16 protein-coding genes are annotated in these 18,242 nt (G+C 56.1%); 14 read left to right on the top strand and 2 right to left on the bottom strand.

The genetic code is table 11. The features are described 5' to 3' along the window. Positions 1–21 precede the first annotated feature (21 nt). From DFP98_RS13285 to glnA, 5 genes are all read left to right on the top strand, one after another. Positions 22–1,011 carry an AAA family ATPase gene (locus DFP98_RS13285; RefSeq protein ID WP_116061084.1) on the top strand — a complete coding sequence of 330 codons (990 nt, stop codon included), beginning with the start codon at positions 22–24 and terminating at the stop codon, positions 1,009–1,011. Between the two features lie 18 nt (positions 1,012–1,029). Then, positions 1,030–2,325 carry a GTPase HflX gene (gene hflX / locus DFP98_RS13290; protein WP_116061085.1) on the top strand — a complete coding sequence of 432 codons (1,296 nt, stop codon included), beginning with the start codon at positions 1,030–1,032 and terminating at the stop codon, positions 2,323–2,325. 28 nt (positions 2,326–2,353) lie between these two features. Further along, the gene (locus DFP98_RS13295) at positions 2,354–3,622 is read left to right on the top strand and encodes a methionine gamma-lyase family protein (RefSeq protein WP_116061086.1); all 1,269 of its coding nucleotides are present in this window, start codon (positions 2,354–2,356) and stop codon (positions 3,620–3,622) included. 97 nt (positions 3,623–3,719) lie between these two features. Beyond that, positions 3,720–4,133, top strand: coding sequence for a MerR family transcriptional regulator (locus tag DFP98_RS13300; protein ID WP_116061087.1), 414 nt, complete (start codon positions 3,720–3,722; stop codon positions 4,131–4,133). A 26-nt stretch (positions 4,134–4,159) separates the two neighbouring features. Continuing rightward, positions 4,160–5,488 carry a type I glutamate--ammonia ligase gene (gene glnA, locus DFP98_RS13305; protein WP_116061088.1) on the top strand — a complete coding sequence of 443 codons (1,329 nt, stop codon included), beginning with the start codon at positions 4,160–4,162 and terminating at the stop codon, positions 5,486–5,488. 438 nt (positions 5,489–5,926) lie between these two features. On the opposite strand, the gene lexA is transcribed toward glnA, so the two are convergent. Then, positions 5,927–6,550, bottom strand: a complete 624-nt coding sequence (gene lexA / locus DFP98_RS13310) for a transcriptional repressor LexA (protein WP_116061089.1) — start codon at positions 6,548–6,550, stop codon at positions 5,927–5,929. Between the two features lie 263 nt (positions 6,551–6,813). Here lexA and DFP98_RS13315 point away from each other — a divergent pair, with 263 nt between their 5' ends. From DFP98_RS13315 to DFP98_RS13335, 5 genes are all read left to right on the top strand, one after another. After that, positions 6,814–7,110 carry a LysM peptidoglycan-binding domain-containing protein gene (locus DFP98_RS13315; RefSeq protein WP_220377092.1) on the top strand — a complete coding sequence of 99 codons (297 nt, stop codon included), beginning with the start codon at positions 6,814–6,816 and terminating at the stop codon, positions 7,108–7,110. A gap of 159 nt (positions 7,111–7,269) precedes the next feature. Continuing rightward, the gene (locus DFP98_RS13320) at positions 7,270–7,458 is read left to right on the top strand and encodes a DUF896 domain-containing protein (RefSeq protein ID WP_116061091.1); all 189 of its coding nucleotides are present in this window, start codon (positions 7,270–7,272) and stop codon (positions 7,456–7,458) included. Between the two features lie 122 nt (positions 7,459–7,580). Further along, positions 7,581–8,099 carry a hypothetical protein gene (locus DFP98_RS13325; RefSeq protein ID WP_116061092.1) on the top strand — a complete coding sequence of 173 codons (519 nt, stop codon included), beginning with the start codon at positions 7,581–7,583 and terminating at the stop codon, positions 8,097–8,099. Between the two features lie 9 nt (positions 8,100–8,108). Continuing rightward, a complete protein-coding gene (locus tag DFP98_RS13330; RefSeq protein WP_116061093.1) occupies positions 8,109–8,909 on the top strand; it encodes an HAD family hydrolase in 801 nt (266 codons plus the stop codon). Between the two features lie 87 nt (positions 8,910–8,996). Next, a complete protein-coding gene (locus DFP98_RS13335; RefSeq protein WP_116061094.1) occupies positions 8,997–9,185 on the top strand; it encodes a YgaP family membrane protein in 189 nt (62 codons plus the stop codon). A gap of 171 nt (positions 9,186–9,356) precedes the next feature. Here the strand turns inward: DFP98_RS13335 and DFP98_RS13340 are convergent, their stop codons facing one another. Next, the gene (locus tag DFP98_RS13340; RefSeq protein ID WP_116061095.1) at positions 9,357–9,896 is read right to left on the bottom strand and encodes a 1,2-dihydroxy-3-keto-5-methylthiopentene dioxygenase; all 540 of its coding nucleotides are present in this window, start codon (positions 9,894–9,896) and stop codon (positions 9,357–9,359) included. Positions 9,897–10,039: 143 nt separating this feature from the next. Here DFP98_RS13340 and metH point away from each other — a divergent pair, with 143 nt between their 5' ends. The 4 genes from metH to DFP98_RS13360 all read left to right on the top strand — a co-directional run bounded on the left by metH (position 10,040) and on the right by DFP98_RS13360 (position 18,223). After that, positions 10,040–13,495 carry a methionine synthase gene (gene metH / locus DFP98_RS13345; RefSeq protein ID WP_116061096.1) on the top strand — a complete coding sequence of 1,152 codons (3,456 nt, stop codon included), beginning with the start codon at positions 10,040–10,042 and terminating at the stop codon, positions 13,493–13,495. Positions 13,496–13,822: 327 nt separating this feature from the next. Next, on the top strand, positions 13,823–16,102 hold the full coding sequence (locus tag DFP98_RS13350) for a DEAD/DEAH box helicase (protein ID WP_116061097.1): 2,280 nt from the start codon (positions 13,823–13,825) through the stop codon (positions 16,100–16,102). Further along, the gene (locus DFP98_RS13355) at positions 16,099–17,409 is read left to right on the top strand and encodes a ribonuclease H-like domain-containing protein (protein WP_116061098.1); all 1,311 of its coding nucleotides are present in this window, start codon (positions 16,099–16,101) and stop codon (positions 17,407–17,409) included. The genes DFP98_RS13350 and DFP98_RS13355 overlap by 4 nt, the downstream gene beginning before the upstream one ends. Continuing rightward, entirely contained in the window at positions 17,393–18,223 is an 831-nt protein-coding gene (locus DFP98_RS13360) for an HAD-IIA family hydrolase (protein WP_246016520.1), read from the top strand. Before DFP98_RS13355 ends, DFP98_RS13360 begins: the two co-directional genes overlap by 17 nt. The last annotated feature ends 19 nt before the right edge of the window (positions 18,224–18,242 follow it).

Below are 18,242 nucleotides of genomic sequence, written 5' to 3' on the forward strand. Positions count from 1 at the left end.
GAGTTCACGGGGTGAAGCTTGATGAACGTTAAAGCGGGAGCGCCTGAGGCCAAGATGGCTGCTGCTTCGTCTTCCCGTCCGTCCCGGCAAATCAATATTGTTCTGCGCAATGCGGACCAGGATACGACGGCCGGTTATGCAAGCGCAGCCGATCCTTCGGGCAGTCTAAAATCGTTGCCTCAATCCGGCCCGTGGGCGGAATGGCACAAGGAACTGGATCGTCTGGTCGGACTGGACGATATCAAAGAACTCGTCTACGAAATTTACGCGCTGTTGCAGATTATGCAGTATCGCAGCGAGGCGAGCCTGCAGGCGCAGGCTCATGTGTACCATATGATTTTTAAGGGCAATCCGGGCACAGGCAAAACGACGGTAGCCCGTCTGCTCGCGAAGCTGTTCCAGAGCATGGGACTGCTCGCCAAAGGCCATCTGGTCGAGGTGGAACGAGCCGATCTCGTCGGAGAGTACATCGGACATACGGCGCAGAAAACCCGCGATCTGGTCAAGAAGGCGCTGGGCGGCGTGCTGTTCGTGGACGAAGCGTATAGTTTGGCGCGAGGCGGAGAGAAAGATTTCGGTAAAGAAGCCATCGATACGCTGGTTAAGGCGATGGAAGACTACAAGAATCAATTCGTCCTCATTCTCGCCGGTTATACGCTGGAAATCGACTCTTTTCTGATGACGAATCCGGGGTTGCCGTCCCGTTTTCCGATTCAGATGACATTTCCGGATTATTCGGTCGATCAGTTGATCCAGATTGCCGAAGGCATGGCCAAAGATCGCGAGTATACTCTGCTTCCGCAGACGATTTACAAGTTCAGACAGCTGCTCGTCCAGGAGAAATCGGAAGCGATCTGCGATTTCAGCAACGCCAGGTTTGTCAGGAACGTTCTCGAGCGGGCGATCCGCTATCAGGCGGTACGTCTGCTGTCGCAGCATCCGGGCTCGTCGCCGGGGCGTCAGGAACTGATGGCGCTAAGGCCGGAGGACGTTCGCGGATTGCAACACTAACGGAATGAGGGGACACAGATGAGACAAAGCGCATACGAGACGGAGGCGGCTGGCCTGGAGAGAGCTTTGCTCGTCAGTCTGGTCACGGACGAGGTAAAAAGATCCGGAGCGGACCCTGAGCATTCGCTGGAAGAGCTGGCCTCATTGGCCGAGACGGCTGGAGTCGAAGTCATCGGTTCCGTGATGCAGAATTTGGACTCGCCGGACAACAAATATTACGTCGGCAAAGGCAAAGCCCAGGAAATTCGGGACATCGCGCTGCGCGACGGAGCGACGACGGCGATCTTCGACCAGGAGCTGACCGGCACTCAGGTTCGTAATCTGGAGGAGACGCTCGATCTGAAAATTATCGATCGCACGCAGCTCATTCTCGACATTTTTGCCGGACGGGCCAAAACAAGGGAAGGGATTCTTCAGGTTGAGCTCGCCCAGTTGACCTATCTCCTCCCTCGGTTGTCCGGGCAGGGCAAAAACCTGTCAAGGCTAGGCGGAGGAATCGGCACGCGCGGTCCCGGCGAGACGAAGCTGGAGACGGACCGCCGTCATATCCGGAGGCGGATTACCGAGCTTAAGCGGCAACTGGAGGCTGTGACGGCTCACCGCAATTTGCACCGCGAGCGCAGGCGCAAGGTCGGAGCCGTGCAGGTCGCTCTTGTCGGCTATACGAATGCGGGCAAGTCCAGCCTGCTAAGACAGTTGACTGATGCGGACGTGTTGGCCGAGAACAAGCTGTTCGCGACGCTTGATCCGACCTCGCGCAGCTTGGAGCTGCCGAGCGGGAAGACGGTCGTATTGACGGATACGGTCGGCTTTATTCAGAATCTGCCGCACGATCTGGTCGCGGCGTTCCGTGCGACGTTGGAGGAGGCGGCGCAAGCCGATCTCCTGCTGCACGTCGTCGATTCTTCGTCTCCCATGAGGGAGCGTCAGATGGCGGTCGTAGAGGACGTGCTGCGCGAGCTTGGCGCGGGCGGCAAGCCGACGCTGACCGTGTTCAACAAGATCGATCTGTTGGTTGAGCAATCGGAACGAGTTCTTATCGGCGCCGCCGACGCGATTCGGGTTAGCGCCTTTGATCCCGAGGATATGGCACGGTTGCGCGCGTCGATTGAGGATCGGATACTGGGGGAGATGGCGACGTTCAGAATTCCGGCGTCTAGAGGGGATTTGGCGTCGCTCGCTTACCGGGTCGGGGAAGTAACCGGGCAGGAGACGGACGAGGAGCATTTGCTTCTGTCCGTACGGCTGAATCCGGCGGATATGGAAAGATCGGGACACGAGCTTGAGGAGTATCGCGTATTTCATACACAATAGCACATTGGCGGAAATAAAGGGGAGCATTATGCAGGCAGCTGAGATCGCGGATTTCGAAAAGCAATGGGAGCAATGGGAGGATGCGGCGGAGGAGCAGGTTCAGGGCGTGTTTCGCAAATTGGACCGCGTCGCGGAAAATAACCAATGGAAGGTCATCCGGGCATTCCAGAAACATCGAGTGAGCGACTTTCACTTCGCGACGTCCACGGGCTACGGTTACAACGACAGCGGAAGAGAAGTGTTGGATCTCGTCTATGCCGACGTCTTTGGGGCGGAGGCCGCGATCGTCAGACCTCATCTCGTATCGGGAACGCATACGATTTCGGCGGCTTTATTTGGTTGCTTGAGACCGGGAGACGAGCTGCTGTTCGTCACGGGGCGTCCTTACGACACGCTGCACAAAGTGATCGGCAAGCCCGGAGACGGGCTTGGCTCGCTAGCGGACTGGGGCGTGACGACGAAGATCGTGCCGCTGCTGCAGGACGGCAGCGTGGATTGGGACGGTGTGGCCGCAGCGACAAGCGAGCGAACGAAGGTGTTCGCGATTCAACGTTCCCGCGGATACGATTGGAGGCCGTCGTTCACGATCGAGCAGATCGCCGCGATGGCTTCGCGCCTCAAGGAGCTGAAATCGGACGCGATTGTATTCGCGGATAACTGCTACGGGGAGTTCACCGAGGAGAAGGAGCCGACAGAGGTCGGCGTCGACTTGATTGCGGGCTCCTTGATCAAAAACCCGGGCGGAGGTTTGGCTGCCAGCGGCGGTTATATTGCCGGCAGGCAGCGTCTGGTGGAGCTGGCCGCGTATCGGATGACCGCTCCCGGAATCGGCGGGGAAGTCGGAGCGATGCTTGGAACGACGCGATCGATCTATCAGGGGCTATTCCTTGCTCCATTGCTTGTCGGACAAGCCGTGAAGGGCAGCGTATTTGCTTCTGCTATTTTTGCGAAGCTGGGCTTTGAGACGCATCCGCGGTGGGACGATCCGCGAACCGATCTGATCCAGGCGATCAAGTTCGCGGGAGCGGAGCCTCTGATTCATTTCGTGCAGGCGATCCAGAAGGCGGCGGCCGTCGATGCGCACGTCGTACCCGAGCCTTGGGACATGCCCGGTTACGAGCATCCGGTCATTATGGCGGCGGGGACATTTATCCAGGGGGGCAGCTTGGAGCTGTCTGCCGATGCTCCTGTTCGCGAACCGTACATTGCTTATATGCAAGGCGGGTTGACTTACGCTCATGTGAAGTTTGCCGTCAAGATGGCGCTGCAAGAGCTCCGTATACGCGGATTTTTGTAAATGAACGCTTCCAGAAACCTTACATTCCTTGACACGTTTTGGGGCCGCGGGTACAATGAAAGTGATTTCAAAGTCAAGCTGGAAGGTTGGGTACGAGATGGGTGACGAGATTCGCAGAAATATGGCGTTATTTCCGATTGGCATCGTCATGAAGCTGACCGACCTGACCGCCCGCCAAATTCGCTATTACGAGCAGCACGAGCTCATTCAACCCGCCCGTACGGATGGCAATCAGCGATTGTTTTCTTTTAACGACGTCGAACGACTGATGGAAATCAAGTCGCTGATCGAGAAGGGCGTCAATATTGCGGGCATCAAACAAGTGATGAATCCGGTCGGTCAGAACGAGAACGAAGGCACGATTATTAACGAAGTGTCCGAGGTAAAGCGGAGGGAGCTGAGCGATTCCCAGCTGCATCGGATGCTTAAGCAGGAATTGCTGCAGGCTAAGCGTCCGGGTCAGGTTTCTCTGATTCAAGGGGAGCTCTCCCGGTTTTACAAGAACAAGTAATTACTCATCCGCTTTAGGAGGCTGTCATGACCTACACACGTGAAGATATTACTCGGATCGCCAAAGAACAGAACGTTCGTTTTATTCGACTGCAATTCACCGATTTGCTCGGTTCGATCAAAAATGTGGAGATTCCGTTCAGCCAGCTGGAGAAAGCTCTCGACAACAAAATGATGTTCGACGGATCCTCGATCGAAGGATATGTTCGCATAGAGGAATCGGATATGTACTTGTATCCGGATCTCAGTACCTGGGTCGTGTTTCCGTGGGTCACCGAGAATAAGGTCGCGCGCTTGATTTGCGACATCTACATGCCGGACGGCACCCCGTTCGCAGGCGATCCTCGCGGGATCCTGAAGCGTGCATTAGAGGACGCCGAGAAAATGGGCTATACGACGATGAACGTTGGCCCTGAACCGGAATTTTTCTTGTTCCAGACGGACGATAAAGGTTATCCGACCGCGGAGGTGAACGACCAGGGCGGTTATTTCGATCTCGCTCCGACGGATCTCGGCGAGAATTGCCGTCGCGATATCGTGCTTACACTGGAAGAGATGGGCTTCGAGATCGAAGCGTCTCACCATGAAGTGGCTCCCGGGCAGCATGAGATCGACTTCAAGTACGCTTCCGCAGTCAAAGCGGCCGATCAGATTCAGACGTTTAAGCTCGTCGTGAAGACGATCGCGCGCCAGCACGGCTTGCATGCGACGTTTATGCCGAAGCCGCTGTTCGGAGTGAACGGGTCGGGAATGCACTGCCATCTGTCGCTGTTCAGAGGCAACGAGAATGCGTTCTACGATCAGAGCGACAAGTTGGGCTTAAGCGAGGAAGCCCGTCATTTTATGACTGGCATTTTGAAGCATGCGCGCGGCTTCGCGGCGATTACGAATCCAACGGTCAACTCCTATAAGCGTCTGGTTCCAGGTTACGAAGCTCCGTGCTACGTCGCTTGGTCCGCAAGCAATCGCAGCCCGATGATTCGCATTCCGGCGTCCCGCGGCCTCAGCACGCGGGTTGAAGTTCGTAATCCGGACCCGGCTGCAAACCCTTATTTGACCCTTGCCGCCTTGCTGAAGGCTGGTCTTGACGGAATCAGCAGCAAGCTGCCGACGCCGCCTCCAGTAGATCGCAACATCTATGTGATGAGCGACGAGGAGCGGATCGAAGAAGGTATCCCGAGCTTGCCAATCGACTTAAAAGAAGCTCTGTCCGAGCTGTTGCGGGACGACATCATCTGCGAAGCGCTTGGCGACCACGCCCTCAGCCACTTCTATGAACTGAAGGAAATCGAGTGGGATATGTACCGAACGCAGGTTCACCAATGGGAACGGGATCAGTATTTGACGCATTATTAAGATGCTTTGAAAAGCGCTCGAGATCTTCTGTTCGTGAGGGTGTCGAGCGTTTTTGTGCTGAGAAGTTAGAGGGGGGATCACGCAAAGTGGTCAGGTTAAAGCTTGTCGCTCCATGGTGCAGGCGAACAGTTTGTGTGAACTGAGGAGTGGGGGCCAAAAAGTGCCTTGACGAGACCCGTGACGGGGATGGGGGGCCAAAAAAGTGCCTTAGTGCTCAGCCAATGCCCGCGGTCATCATAGTTCACCTATCCTGACAATATTGGGGTAACACGCGGCAAAAAGTAACACTTCTAACCGAGCGAAGCACACTTACGAACTTGCCACATACAAAAGAACCTCAATCGCCACTTAAATGGAGGTTGAGGTTCTTTCGTATGCGTAAGTATAGTTGTTCTCGTACTATGCGAACACTTCGAGATCGCCAATCATCACCGAATATTAGTGAAGCGAGCGGATCAGGCCGATAACCTTGCCGAGAATGCTGACGTTGGAGAGGCGAAGCGGCTCCATGCTGGCGTTCTCCGGCTGGAGGCGAATGTGGTCGCGTTCCTTGTAGAACGTCTTGACCGTTGCTTCGTTGTCTTCTGTCATCGCTACGACGATGTCGCCGTTCACGGCGGTCGGCTGCTGGCGCACGATCACGTAATCTCCGTTATGAATGCCCGCTTCGATCATACTCTCACCCTGGACGGACAGCATGAATACCGGCTGTTCTCCTACCATGGAGATTGGAAGCGGGTAATACTCCTCGATGTTCTCGGTGGCCGTAATGGGCACTCCCGCCGTTACTTTGCCTACAAGCGGGACTGTGCGAACGGAAGCCGAAAGTCTGTGCATCTGATCGTCTTCGTCGCCAAGAATTTCGATCGCGCGGGGTTTGGTCGGATCGCGCCGAATCAGACCTTTCTTCTCTAGGCGATCGAGGTGACCGTGCACGGTAGAGCTGGAAGCGAGTCCTACCGCTTCGCCGATCTCGCGGACGGAAGGAGGATAGCCCTTCTCACGCACTTCGGTTTTAATAAATTCAAGTATGGAATTTTGTCGGCTGGACATCTTGGTCACGCCAAAACCTCCCTATTAAAATAGCTCATGATGACAAATTATAGCACAGAACCCGAGTTCGCACAAACACTCGTTCTAGAGAACGAACGTTCCTGAAATCGTTGACATGAACATGTGTTCGTGTTACGATGGGATCAGAACAAATGTTTGGGGTGAGCGGAATGGTTCATACATGGGTTTCTACTGGAGCAATTTCTGCAACGAAGGCACACAACACGGCTCAGATGACATATAATCGCGATGTGAAGAATAAGGAAGGCTCTTTGAATTGGAGAGCGGCCAGAGGGCTGTTTGTGCTCGTGGCGTTCCTGCTTCTATTCAGCGGCTTTACGCTGATGCGCTCGTTCGCTTCTACCGGAGAGTTGGCGCCTGCCTCGAACGATGAAATCGTAATTTCCGTTGACAGCGGAGATACGTTGTGGGAGCTGGCCCGTACCTATAAGGACCCTGCACTCGATACGCGCCAAGCAGTCCATGTTCTAATGGAGCGCAACAGGCTTTCCTCTCCTGCTTTGCAGAGCGGACAAGAGCTGATCTTTCCTGCGAATATATTGCCTTGACTTGATGATATAGAGGATACAAGAAAGATCGGCGAATCATTATGCCGGTCTTTTTTTTGATGGTTAAGCAAAGCTTGTCCAGACAAGGCATTGATTCTTGACAAGCCCTCGGCGAAAGTGGCAAAGTAGAGAAGATGCGAAAAGGGGAGTGAGACACCGATGGAGATGGAACAGTTGATTAACCGTATTAATGAGTTATCTCGGAAGAGCAAGAGCGAAGGCTTAAGCGAGCAAGAGGTCGCGGAACGGGACCGTCTGCGCAAACAATATTTGTCGGTATTCAAAAGCAACTTCCGCCAAGAACTGGATCGGATCGAGGTCGTCGATCAGCCCCAGATCAAGCATTAACGATAGATATGCAGTCGGAAGAAACCGCAAGATGACGCAGAAGGAACCGCAAGCTGATGAAGGAAGTTCCGACACAACTAGAGGTTCAGGGCGTCGTCCGTAATGTGACGAGGAGGAAAGTTATGTCCCGCTCATGGGAACGAATGGTGACGAAGAACACCAAGCAGATCAACAAAAAGCGCAAAAAAGAAGGCAAACAGGGGATTGCCGCCAATGCCCCGCAGATTGACCGGTTTCAGGGACGGAACTATGTAATACCTTCGCTGTTAGTATTGTTGATTTTGTTCTATATTTTGTTGTCGCAGCCCTGGTCGGATAAATTCCTTCAGGATCCGACGCTGTTTTGGGTGACGATCGGGTGTTACGTTCTGCTTGCGGTGTTTTACTATTTCAGGCGACCCTATTTGGCTGTGAGTCGGGATACGCTCGAGACGCGTAAATTTACGGGCTACAAGACGTTGCGTCCGTCGGAAATCCGTAAAATCGTCGTTCAGCCCGGTTATGTCTTGATCGAATCCGTCAAAGGAACGAACTGGGTATTTTCCAAGATCATGAACCGTTATCCGATCAGCCGAATGGCCGAGCGGCTTAAAGTGTATGCGGAAGTGAACCGGGTAGATTACGAGATTAAAACAAAGTGAGGAACGGAAATGTCGATTAAAGCGGTGCTGTTTGATTTGGACGATACTTTGCTTTGGGACGATCGGAGCGTAAGCGAAGCATTCCGGTCTACATGCCGATATGGTGCCGAAGCAACGGGAGTAGACGAGCAGGAGCTGGAAGCAGCCGTGCGCCGCGAAGCAAGGGCATTGTACGAAACTTATGAGACTTTCGGATTCACCCAGATGATCGGCATCAATCCGTTCGAAGCGCTGTGGGGCAAATTCGAGCGCGGAGAGCATCCGATGTTCCGTAAGCTTCAAGAGCTCGCTCCCGGCTATCGTCAGACCGCCTGGACGAAAGGGTTGGCTGCGGTCGGAGTGGATAATCCCGGGCTAGGGTCTCAGCTTGCGGAAATGTTCCCAACGCAGAGAAGAAAACTCAAATATGTGTACGACGAAACGTTCGAAGTGCTTGAAGAACTGAAAAAGTCGTACAAGCTGCTGCTGCTGACGAACGGTTCCCCGGATCTCCAACAGGAAAAACTGGACGGAATGCCCGATCTGATTCCCTATTTCGATGCGATTGTTATTTCCGGTAATTTTGGCGAAGGCAAACCTTCCTCTAAACTGTTCGCGCATGCCATGGAGCAGATCGGAATTACGGCGGAAGAGGGCGTCATGATCGGGGACAAGCTTACGACAGACATTCTCGGCGCTAACCGGATTGGAATGACATCGGTGTGGATTAATCGGCATGAGGCCGTTCGCAACGACGATATCGTTCCGTCCTACGAGATTGAGAGCTTGACCGAGCTTCCTGAATTAATTCGTACATTAAATTCGCGCTAAGCGTTTTTTAGTGACTTAGTCACGGTGAACGAGACCGATTTCACCTAAGCTGAAATAGAATTCACTATTTCATGCGGAGGGATCGGAATGAAAAACGTGGGAACCGTTGATAGAGTATTGCGCATTCTTGTCGGCCTTGGCGTGCTCTCGCTCTTCTTCCTGCTGGAAGGCGGAGTCAAATACGTCGGCTTGCTGGGGCTTGCGGTGCTGCTGACGGGACTGGCCGGGAGCTGTCTGATGTATAGAGTGATGGGCTTCAACACCTGCAAGCGCTAGGGCGTGTCCGCAAACCCGCTCAGGGGCGTCTTTCACCACCTTTTCGGCCAAATCTGCTGCCCTCGGAGTATGCAGACACGCCCTAGGCGAAGTAAGAGACGGCACGACGAAAATAAGGGCTATCCCTTGATCTTATGATCAGAGGGGATAGCCCTTTGTCGTATCTGGCATCTATTTTACGAATGTCGGATCTTCGAACGGATCCGCCACCCAGCCTGCCGGCTCAATAAACAGACGGACCGCTACGATCGCTTTATTTTCCATTAGGGTGAAGAAATGCGGTTGGCCTTCCGGAACGGAGATGACGTCGCCGGCGCTCAGCTCGACATCGAAGTATCCGGTCTCGTCGTCGCCCTTGATGATGAAAATGCCGCGTCCGGCCGTAATGGCGCGAACCTCGTCCTCCGTATGCGTGTGCACCTGTTCGAACTTTTTGAGCAACTCGGGCAAGTTCGGCGTTGCTTCGGAGAGCGCGACGATGTCCCACACCTTATAGCCGCGACGTCCGGCAAGATCGCGAATTTCCGCGTCGTAAGTGGAGAGGAGCTGGGCTTTCTCATCGTCGGAAAGCACAAACTTCTCATGCAGCTCGGAAGGGAGCTTGCTCGTATCCCAGTGCTCGTAAAGTACGTTTTGCTTTGTCAGAAACGCACGAACCTCATCTTCGCCGGCAATTCTTTCATTCGTGTTGCGGATGCGAATTTCTGCCATGTTAATTCCCCTTTTCCCAATGTGAATTAATGACTTTATTATAGTCCAATTCCGTAAACCTGTCGATGTGTATCTTTCCGTCCACTGAGGATTCTGTTACTATAGAATTTAATGATTTGACAGACAGGGGAAGAGACTCAATTATGACTTTAACGCAAAATAAACCGTCCCTGCAAGAGGCTCTGGGCTCCAGAATTCTTATTTTGGACGGGGCAATGGGTACGATGATTCAGCAAGCGGATCTGACTGCGGAGGATTTCGGAGGCGAAGAATTCGAAGGCTGCAACGAACTGCTTGTATTGACGAGGCCGGACGTGATCCGTTCGATTCATGAAGCGTATTTGGCAGCGGGCGCGGACATTATCGAGACGAATACATTCGGTTCGACGGCTGTCGTGCTGTCCGAGTACGATATTCCGGAGAAGGCTCGGGAGATTAATCTGGCCGCCGCACGACTGGCGAAAGAAGCTTGCGAGAAATACTCGACTCCTGACAAACCTCGTTACGCCGCGGGCGCGCTCGGTCCGACGACCAAAACGCTGTCCGTTACGGGAGGCGTTACGTTCGATCAACTGATTCAGGACTATCTGGATCAGGTCGTCGCTCTTATGGAGGGCGGAGTGGATTGCATTCTGATCGAGACGTGCCAGGACACGCTTAACGTGAAAGCGGCGAGCATTGGCGTGCGCGAAGCGTTTAAGAAGATGGGGCGCGAGCTGCCGATTATGATCAGCGGAACAATCGAGCCGATGGGAACGACGCTGGCGGGTCAAAATATCGAATCTTTCTATATTTCGCTGGAGCATCTGAAGCCTGTGTCAATGGGGTTGAATTGTGCGACCGGGCCGGAGTTTATGCGCGATCATATCCGTACGTTGTCCGGGATTGCGAAGACGGCTGTCAGCTGCTACCCGAACGCAGGATTGCCCGACGAGAACGGACACTACCATGAATCGCCGGACTCTCTGGCCAAGAAGCTGCGCGGGTTCGCGGAGCAAGGCTGGCTGAACGTCGCCGGCGGTTGCTGCGGAACGACTCCTGCGCATATCGCAGCGATGGCCGATGCGATGAAGGATATCGCTCCGCGTAAAATCGAAGGCGAGCATCCGCCGGCGGTTTCCGGCATCGATACGGTTTATATCGAGAACGACAATCGTCCGTATATGGTCGGAGAGCGGACGAACGTGCTCGGCTCGCGTAAATTCAAACGCCTTATCGCCGAGGGCAAGTACGAGGAAGCCTCGGAAGTCGCCAGAGCGCAAGTGAAGACGGGGGCGCATGTCATCGATATTTGCGTACAAGACCCGGACCGCGACGAAACGGCCGATATGAAGCAGTTTTTGGACTTCGTTACAAAGAAGGTCAAGGTGCCGTTCATGGTCGATACGACGGATGCGGCGGTTATCGATCTGGCGCTGAAATATATTCAAGGCAAATCGATTATTAACTCCATTAACCTTGAAGACGGCGAGGAGAAGTTCGAGAAGGTCGTGCCGATTTTGCACCGGTACGGCGCGGCGGTCGTTGTCGGCACCATCGATGAGAGAGGCCAGGCGATTTCGCGCGAGGACAAGCGGGATGTGGCGATTCGCTCGCATGATCTGCTGGTGAACAAGTATGGGTTGCAGGCGGAGGACCTCATTTTCGATCCGCTTGTTTTCCCTGTAGGCACCGGAGACGAGCAGTATATCGGTTCTGCGAAGGAGACGATCGAGGGCATTCGGCTAATTAAGCAAGCACTGCCCGCCTGCCAGACGATTCTCGGCATTAGCAATATCTCGTTCGGCTTGCCGGAAGCCGGACGCGAGGTGCTCAACTCCGTCTTCCTGTACGAGTGTACGAAAGCCGGCCTGGATTACGCGATCGTCAACACGGAGAAGCTGGAGCGCTACGCCTCCATTCCCGAACACGAGCGCAAGCTGTCCGAACAACTGCTGTACGATACGAACGACGAGACGCTTGCTGCATTCGTAGCCGCTTTCCGCGACAAAAAGATCGAGAAGAAGGTCAAAGTCGAGAACTTGACGCTGGAGGAACGGCTCGCCAACTACGTTGTGGAAGGCAGCAAGGACGGCCTTGCGCCGGACCTCGACGAAGCGCTGCAGAAATACGCGCCGCTCGATATTATTAACGGTCCGCTCATGGCGGGAATGACCGAGGTTGGCCGTCTGTTCAACAACAACGAGCTGATCGTAGCCGAGGTGCTGCAGAGTGCGGAGGTAATGAAGGCCTCCGTAGCGCAGCTTGAGCCGCACATGGAGAAGAACGAATCCGCTGTTAAAGGAAAAATTCTGCTCGCCACCGTTAAGGGCGACGTGCATGATATCGGCAAAAACCTCGTCGAGATCATTTTGTCCAACAACGGTTATCAGATCGTGAATCTCGGCATTAAAGTGCCGCCGGATCAAATCGTCGAAGCCGTGCGCAGAGAAAATCCCGATGCGATCGGATTGTCCGGTCTGCTCGTTAAATCCGCGCAGCAGATGGTCGTCACCGCGCAGGACTTGCGCAGCGCCGGCATCGATGCGCCGATTCTCGTCGGCGGCGCGGCGCTGACGCGGAAGTTTACGAAAAACCGCATCGCGCCCGAGTATGAAGGCGTCGTACTGTATGCGAAGGACGCGATGGAAGGGCTCGACTTGGCGAACAAGCTAAGCGATCCGGGGCATCGGGCGCGCATTATCGAGGAGCATTGGGCCGCGCAAGCGAAGCTGGCGGAAGAAGCCGACAAGCCGGCGAAGGAGCTGCCCGAAGCGTCGCGCGTACGCCGCTCCAGCATTTCGCAGGACGCGCCGGTATTCGTACCGCCCGATCATGACCGCCATGTGCTGCGCGATTATCCGATCTCGCATGTGATGCCTTACGTCAACATGCAGATGCTGCTCGGCCACCATCTCGGCTTGAAGGGCAATGTGGACGATTTGCTTGCTGCCGGAGACGAGAGAACCGTTAACCTGAAGGAGACGGTCGACGATATTCTGAAGCAGTCGCAAGCGAAAGGCTGGTTGAATCCGCAGGCGATGTACCGGTTTTTCCCGGCGCAGTCCGACGGCAACGATATTCTGGTCTACGATCCGGCCGATACGACGAAGGTGCTGCAGCGCTTCTCGTTCCCGCGTCAGCAGGTGGAGCCGTTCCTGTGTCTGGCGGATTTCTTGAAGTCTGTGGACAGCGGCGTGATGGACAATGTCGGTTTCCTCGTCGTGACCGCAGGTCAGGGCGCCCGCGAGCAGGCTGAGGCGTGGAAGGACAGCGGAGACTACTTGCGCTCTCACGCTCTGCTGGCTACTGCGCTTGAAGTGGCGGAAGGCTTGGCGGAGCGCGTGCATCATATGATGAGGGACATCTGGGGCTTCCCGGATTCGGCAGATATGACAATGAAGAAGCGTTTCGGCGCCCGCTATCAAGGCATTCGCGTATCGTTCGGCTACCCGGCATGCCCGAATCTGGAGGATCAGGGCCCGCTGTTCGCGTTGATGAAGCCCGAGGATATCGGGGTGGAGCTGACGGAAGGTTTTATGATGGAGCCGGAGGCCAGCGTGTCGGCCATGGTGTTCGCTCATCCTGAGGCGCAATATTTCAACGTCGAGAAAGCCTGATCGCTAGGACGTGTATGCATACACGCCCTAGAACCCCGACGCGAAGCGGCAAAACAGCCGCCTCGCGCCGGGGTTTGATTTTTCTGCGCTATTTCGTGGATTTGCCTATGAGACAGCCCCTTGCGCCTTGCAACGGCGGGAAATCATACTTTCCCGGGAAAGCGCAGGAGACGACAGGAAATGTCGCAACTAGCCCGTTCGTTGCGAATCGGGGAGACTGACCGTCCTTGCCGGAGACCGTTTTGTCGAACGATGGGCGTATCCGGTTATTGCCGCACGAACATGTATTCTGTACAATAGATCTATATCGTTTTTAGGAGAATTGCCATGAATCCGTATACGCAAAAAGCGGAGTCCGTGGAAGAATGGCTGGAGCTGCTCAGAAGCCGACCGGAGCTGATGGATAACGTCACGTTCTGGCATACCGAGCCGGCGCGTCCGGCGCGTACGACTGCGCTGCCCTCCTCCATTCATCCGAAGCTGGTCGAAGCGCTGAGACACAAGGGCATTGCGCAGCTCTACACGCATCAGGCCGCATCGTTCAGGGAGGTGGCGTTCGGCCGCCACGTCGTTACCGTCACTCCGACTGCGTCGGGGAAGACGCTCTGCTACAACCTGCCTGTCGTACAGCGGCTGCTTGAGGACGACAGCGCCAGAGCGCTGTACTTGTTTCCGACCAAGGCGCTTGCGCAAGACCAAGTAGCGGAGCTTCAGGAGCTCGCCAATCTGATGGAAGCGGACATCAAGACGCATACCTACGACGGCGATACGCCGCCGACGGTACGGCAGGCGATCCGCAACGCCGGACATATCGTCGTGACCAATCCGGACATGCTGCATTCGGCAATATTGCCCCATCACACGAAGTGGGTTAAGCTATTCGAAAATATCAAATATATCGTCATCGACGAGGTCCATGCCTATCGCGGCGTTTTCGGCAGTCATGTGGCCAACGTCATTCGAAGGCTAAAGCGGATTTGCCGTTTCTACGGCAGCGAGCCGCAGTTTCTGTGCGCCTCGGCGACGATCCGCAATCCGCGCGAGCACGCGGAACGGCTGATCGGAGAGGAAGTCGCGCTCGTGGACGACAACGGGGCGCCTACAGGCGAGAAGCATATGGTGTTCTACAACCCGCCAGTCGTCAACAAGCAGCTCGGCATCCGCAGAAGCAGCGTGCTCGAATCGCAGAAGCTGGCCGCGCTGCTGCTGAAGAGCGGCATACAGACGATCGTGTTCGCGCGCAGCCGCGTCCGCGTGGAAATTTTGCTCACCTATCTTCAGGAGACGGTGAAGCATGAGCTGGGCTCCAAGACGATTCGCGGCTACCGCGGGGGATATTTGCCCAAGCTGCGCCGGGAAATCGAGCGCGGCCTGCGCAGCGGCGAGATTCGCGGCGTCGTCAGCACGAACGCGCTGGAGCTGGGCATCGACATTGGACAGCTTCAAGCGTGCGTGCTTAACGGCTATCCCGGCACGATCGCCAGCACCTGGCAGCAATCGGGTCGCGCGGGCCGGAGGCAGACGAGCTCGGTGACGTTCCTCGTCGCCAGCAGCAATCCGCTCGATCAATACTTGATCCAGAATCCGGATTATTTTCTCGGCCGTCCGCCGGAGGAGGCCCGCATTCATCCTGATAATTTGCTGATTTTGCTGGATCATCTGAAGTGCGCCGCGTACGAGCTTCCGTTCGAGGAAGGAGATTCGTTCGGGGGCGAGAAGTTGACGGACTTGTTGGAATTTCTGACCGAGGAGAAGGTACTGCATAAGGTCGGCTCTCGTTGGTATTGGATGGAGCAGGCTTTTCCGGCCCATAATATTTCGCTGCGGTCGGCGGCGCAGGAAAACTTCGTCATCATCGACCAGACGGAAGGACATCGCGTCATCGGCGAGGTCGACCGCTTCGGCGCGCCGACGCTTATCCATGAGGAAGCGATTTACCTGCACGAAGGGGTGCAGTATCAGGTCGAGAAGCTGGACTATCCGGAGAAAAAAGCTTACGTGCGCGAAGTGAACGTGGACTATTTTACCGATGCGAGCATGGCGGTTGAGCTGAAGGTGCTGCACGTCGATCTCGAGGCGACGTCCGGTCCGCTGCAGCGGCAGTTCGGCGAAGTTACGGTCATGGCCAAGCCGACGATTTTCAAGAAAATCAGACTGCGGACGCATGAGAACATCGGTTCCGGGCCAATCCATCTGCCTGAGGAAATTTTACATACGAGCGGTTACTGGTTCTCGTTCTCGGAGGAGGAGTCGGCTAAACGAAGCGCCAACGACATGCAGATGGCGCTGCTCGGGCTGGCAAACGTGCTTATTCACCTTGCGCCGCTCCATTTGATGTGCGATCCGCTGGACATCCGCGTCGTACCGCAGGTGAAGGCGACGCATACGAAGCGGCCGACGATCTATTTCTACGATCGTTATCCCGGCGGCATCGGTTTGAGCCAGCGACTCTATGAGAAGCACGGCGAGCTGCTGGAGGAGGCTGAGCGCCTTATTCGCGGCTGCGGCTGCCTAAGCGGCTGTCCGGCTTGCGTGGGGCCGATTGAGGAAGTCGGTTTGCTCGGCAAGGAGCTGGCGATGTCGCTGCTGCAGGGGACGAAGTCATGAGCGGGTTGCGGGACAAGCTGAATCGTCTGCGCGGCGCGTCCTCGCCGGAAGCGCCCGCGCCTAAGAGCGCGCCTCCGGCCGAGACGCTGCAGCCCGATTTGCCGGCAGGCTTCGGCGCGATCGGCGTCGAGCTGGCGAAGAACGAGGCGGGTCCGTTCCTGCTGCGCCGCATCGCTTACCCGCTGCCCTTCAGGCACGGCAAGCACGAGCTTGGCGAGCTGCTAACGCGGGCGGGAAGCCTGCAGCCGATCGCCGAGCGCCAGAACGGCGGAAGCGTGCCGGTCGATCCGTACCGCTTGCTGTTTCTGGATACGGAGACGACCGGGCTGGGCGTCGGAACGGGCAACGTGCCGTTTATGGTCGGCTTCGGCTACTATGCGGGCAACGCTTTTATCGTCGAGCAGGCGGTTATCCGGCATCCGGGCGAGGAGCGAGCGATGCTCACTTATTTGCTCGAACGAATGAAGGACAAGTCGCATCTCGTCTCCTACAACGGCCGTACGTTCGATTGGCCGGTGCTCGCCAACCGCTTTATTTTGAACGGCTGGCGCAAGAGCGGACAACCGCCGGGCCATCTCGATTTCCTGCACCCTTCACGGGCGCTGTGGCGCAAAACGCTGCCTTCGTGCAGACTTAGCGCGGTGGAAGAGGCGAGACTAGGCGTGCGCAGGGAAGAGGATGTACCCGGTTCGCTCGCGCCGACGCTTTATTTTCAATATTTGAGCGACGGCAACCCTGAGCATCTTCATGGCGTATACGCGCATAACGAGAAAGATATTTTGACGCTGGCTTCGCTATCCGTTCATTTTGGCCGTCTACTGGACGGAGAGGGCGACGAGGAAGCGTCAATGGAAAGCGAAGAGCTACTTCGTACCGCCGCATGGCTGGAACAGCACGGTTTAACTGAAGTGGCCGAAAGGCTGTTTGAGAGGCTGACGGAACGGGAAGAGGCCGGAGAAGCGGGCTGGCGTCTGCCGCTGGCGGCCAGATACAAGAAGGCGGGCCGCTTAGAGCGGGCGCTTCCGCTCTGGCGCAAGTTTGCGGACGCGGCTGAGGAAGCCGCGGCGCCTGCAATCGAAGCGCATGTCGAACTGGCGATGTATTACGAGCATCGGGACAAGCAATTTTTGATGGCGCTAACTTATGCCGAGAAAGCGCTGGAGCTGGCCGTCCGACGCGGCGTGCTGGCGCGGGACAAAGCCAAGCGCGATGTGGAAAGGGCGGCATTGCAGCATAGAATAGCGAGACTGAGGAACAAAGTGTCGCGCGACGAAAGGAAGTTAGACGGCATTGATACGAATACTTAAACCGCTGGACGAATTCGCCAAACCCGAGGCGCTCCTGTTTGATCTAGACGGGACGTTGTACCGCGGGCACGAGCCGGTGCCGGGAGCGGGCAGGCTAATCACCGGATTGCAAAGCCGGGGCATGCTAAGTTTGTTCGTGACGAACAATTCGACGCGTACGCCCGGCGAAGTAGCGGAACACTTAGAGATGATGGGCGTCGAGGCGCCCGTGGAACGAATCGTCACTTCGGCGATGGCCGCCGCCGATTACGCCCGGTCGAACTACCCGGGAGCCGCCGCTTATGCGATCGGCGAGAAAGGGCTGAAGGAGGCGCTGCAAGACGCAGGCCTCCGACTGGTCGGGAACGGCGAGACGGCGGACGTCGTCGTGCAGGGACTTGATCGCCAGCTTACTTACGATCGGCTGACGGAAGCCGTCCGTCATTTGCTCGGCGGAGCGGCGTTCGTGCAGACGAATCCCGACCGATTGCTGCCGGTGGACGGCGGTTTTCTGCCCGGCGCTGGGAGCATCGGAGCGACGCTGCAGGCAGCGGTCGGCATCGAGCCGATCGTCATAGGCAAGCCGTCGCGCATATTGATGGATTATTCGCTGCGAATTTCCGGCACTTCGCCGGCTGGGACCTGGGTGATCGGCGACAATCCGTATACCGATCTAGCCGCCGCACGCAACGCCGGATGCCCGGCGATACTTGTGCTGACCGGCCTGTGCGACGCAGACAATTGGGAGTCGCATTGCGCCAAAGCCGAAGCGTATCCCGACGTTGTCTGCACGGGGCCGGAGCAGCTTGAGCAGTTTCTGCACGACAGAATATAAAGCGCGCACAACGCCAACA

The sequence above is a fragment of the Cohnella phaseoli genome (assembly GCF_003386235.1).
In the GTDB taxonomy this organism is placed as follows: Bacteria; Bacillota; Bacilli; order Paenibacillales; family Paenibacillaceae; genus Cohnella; species Cohnella phaseoli.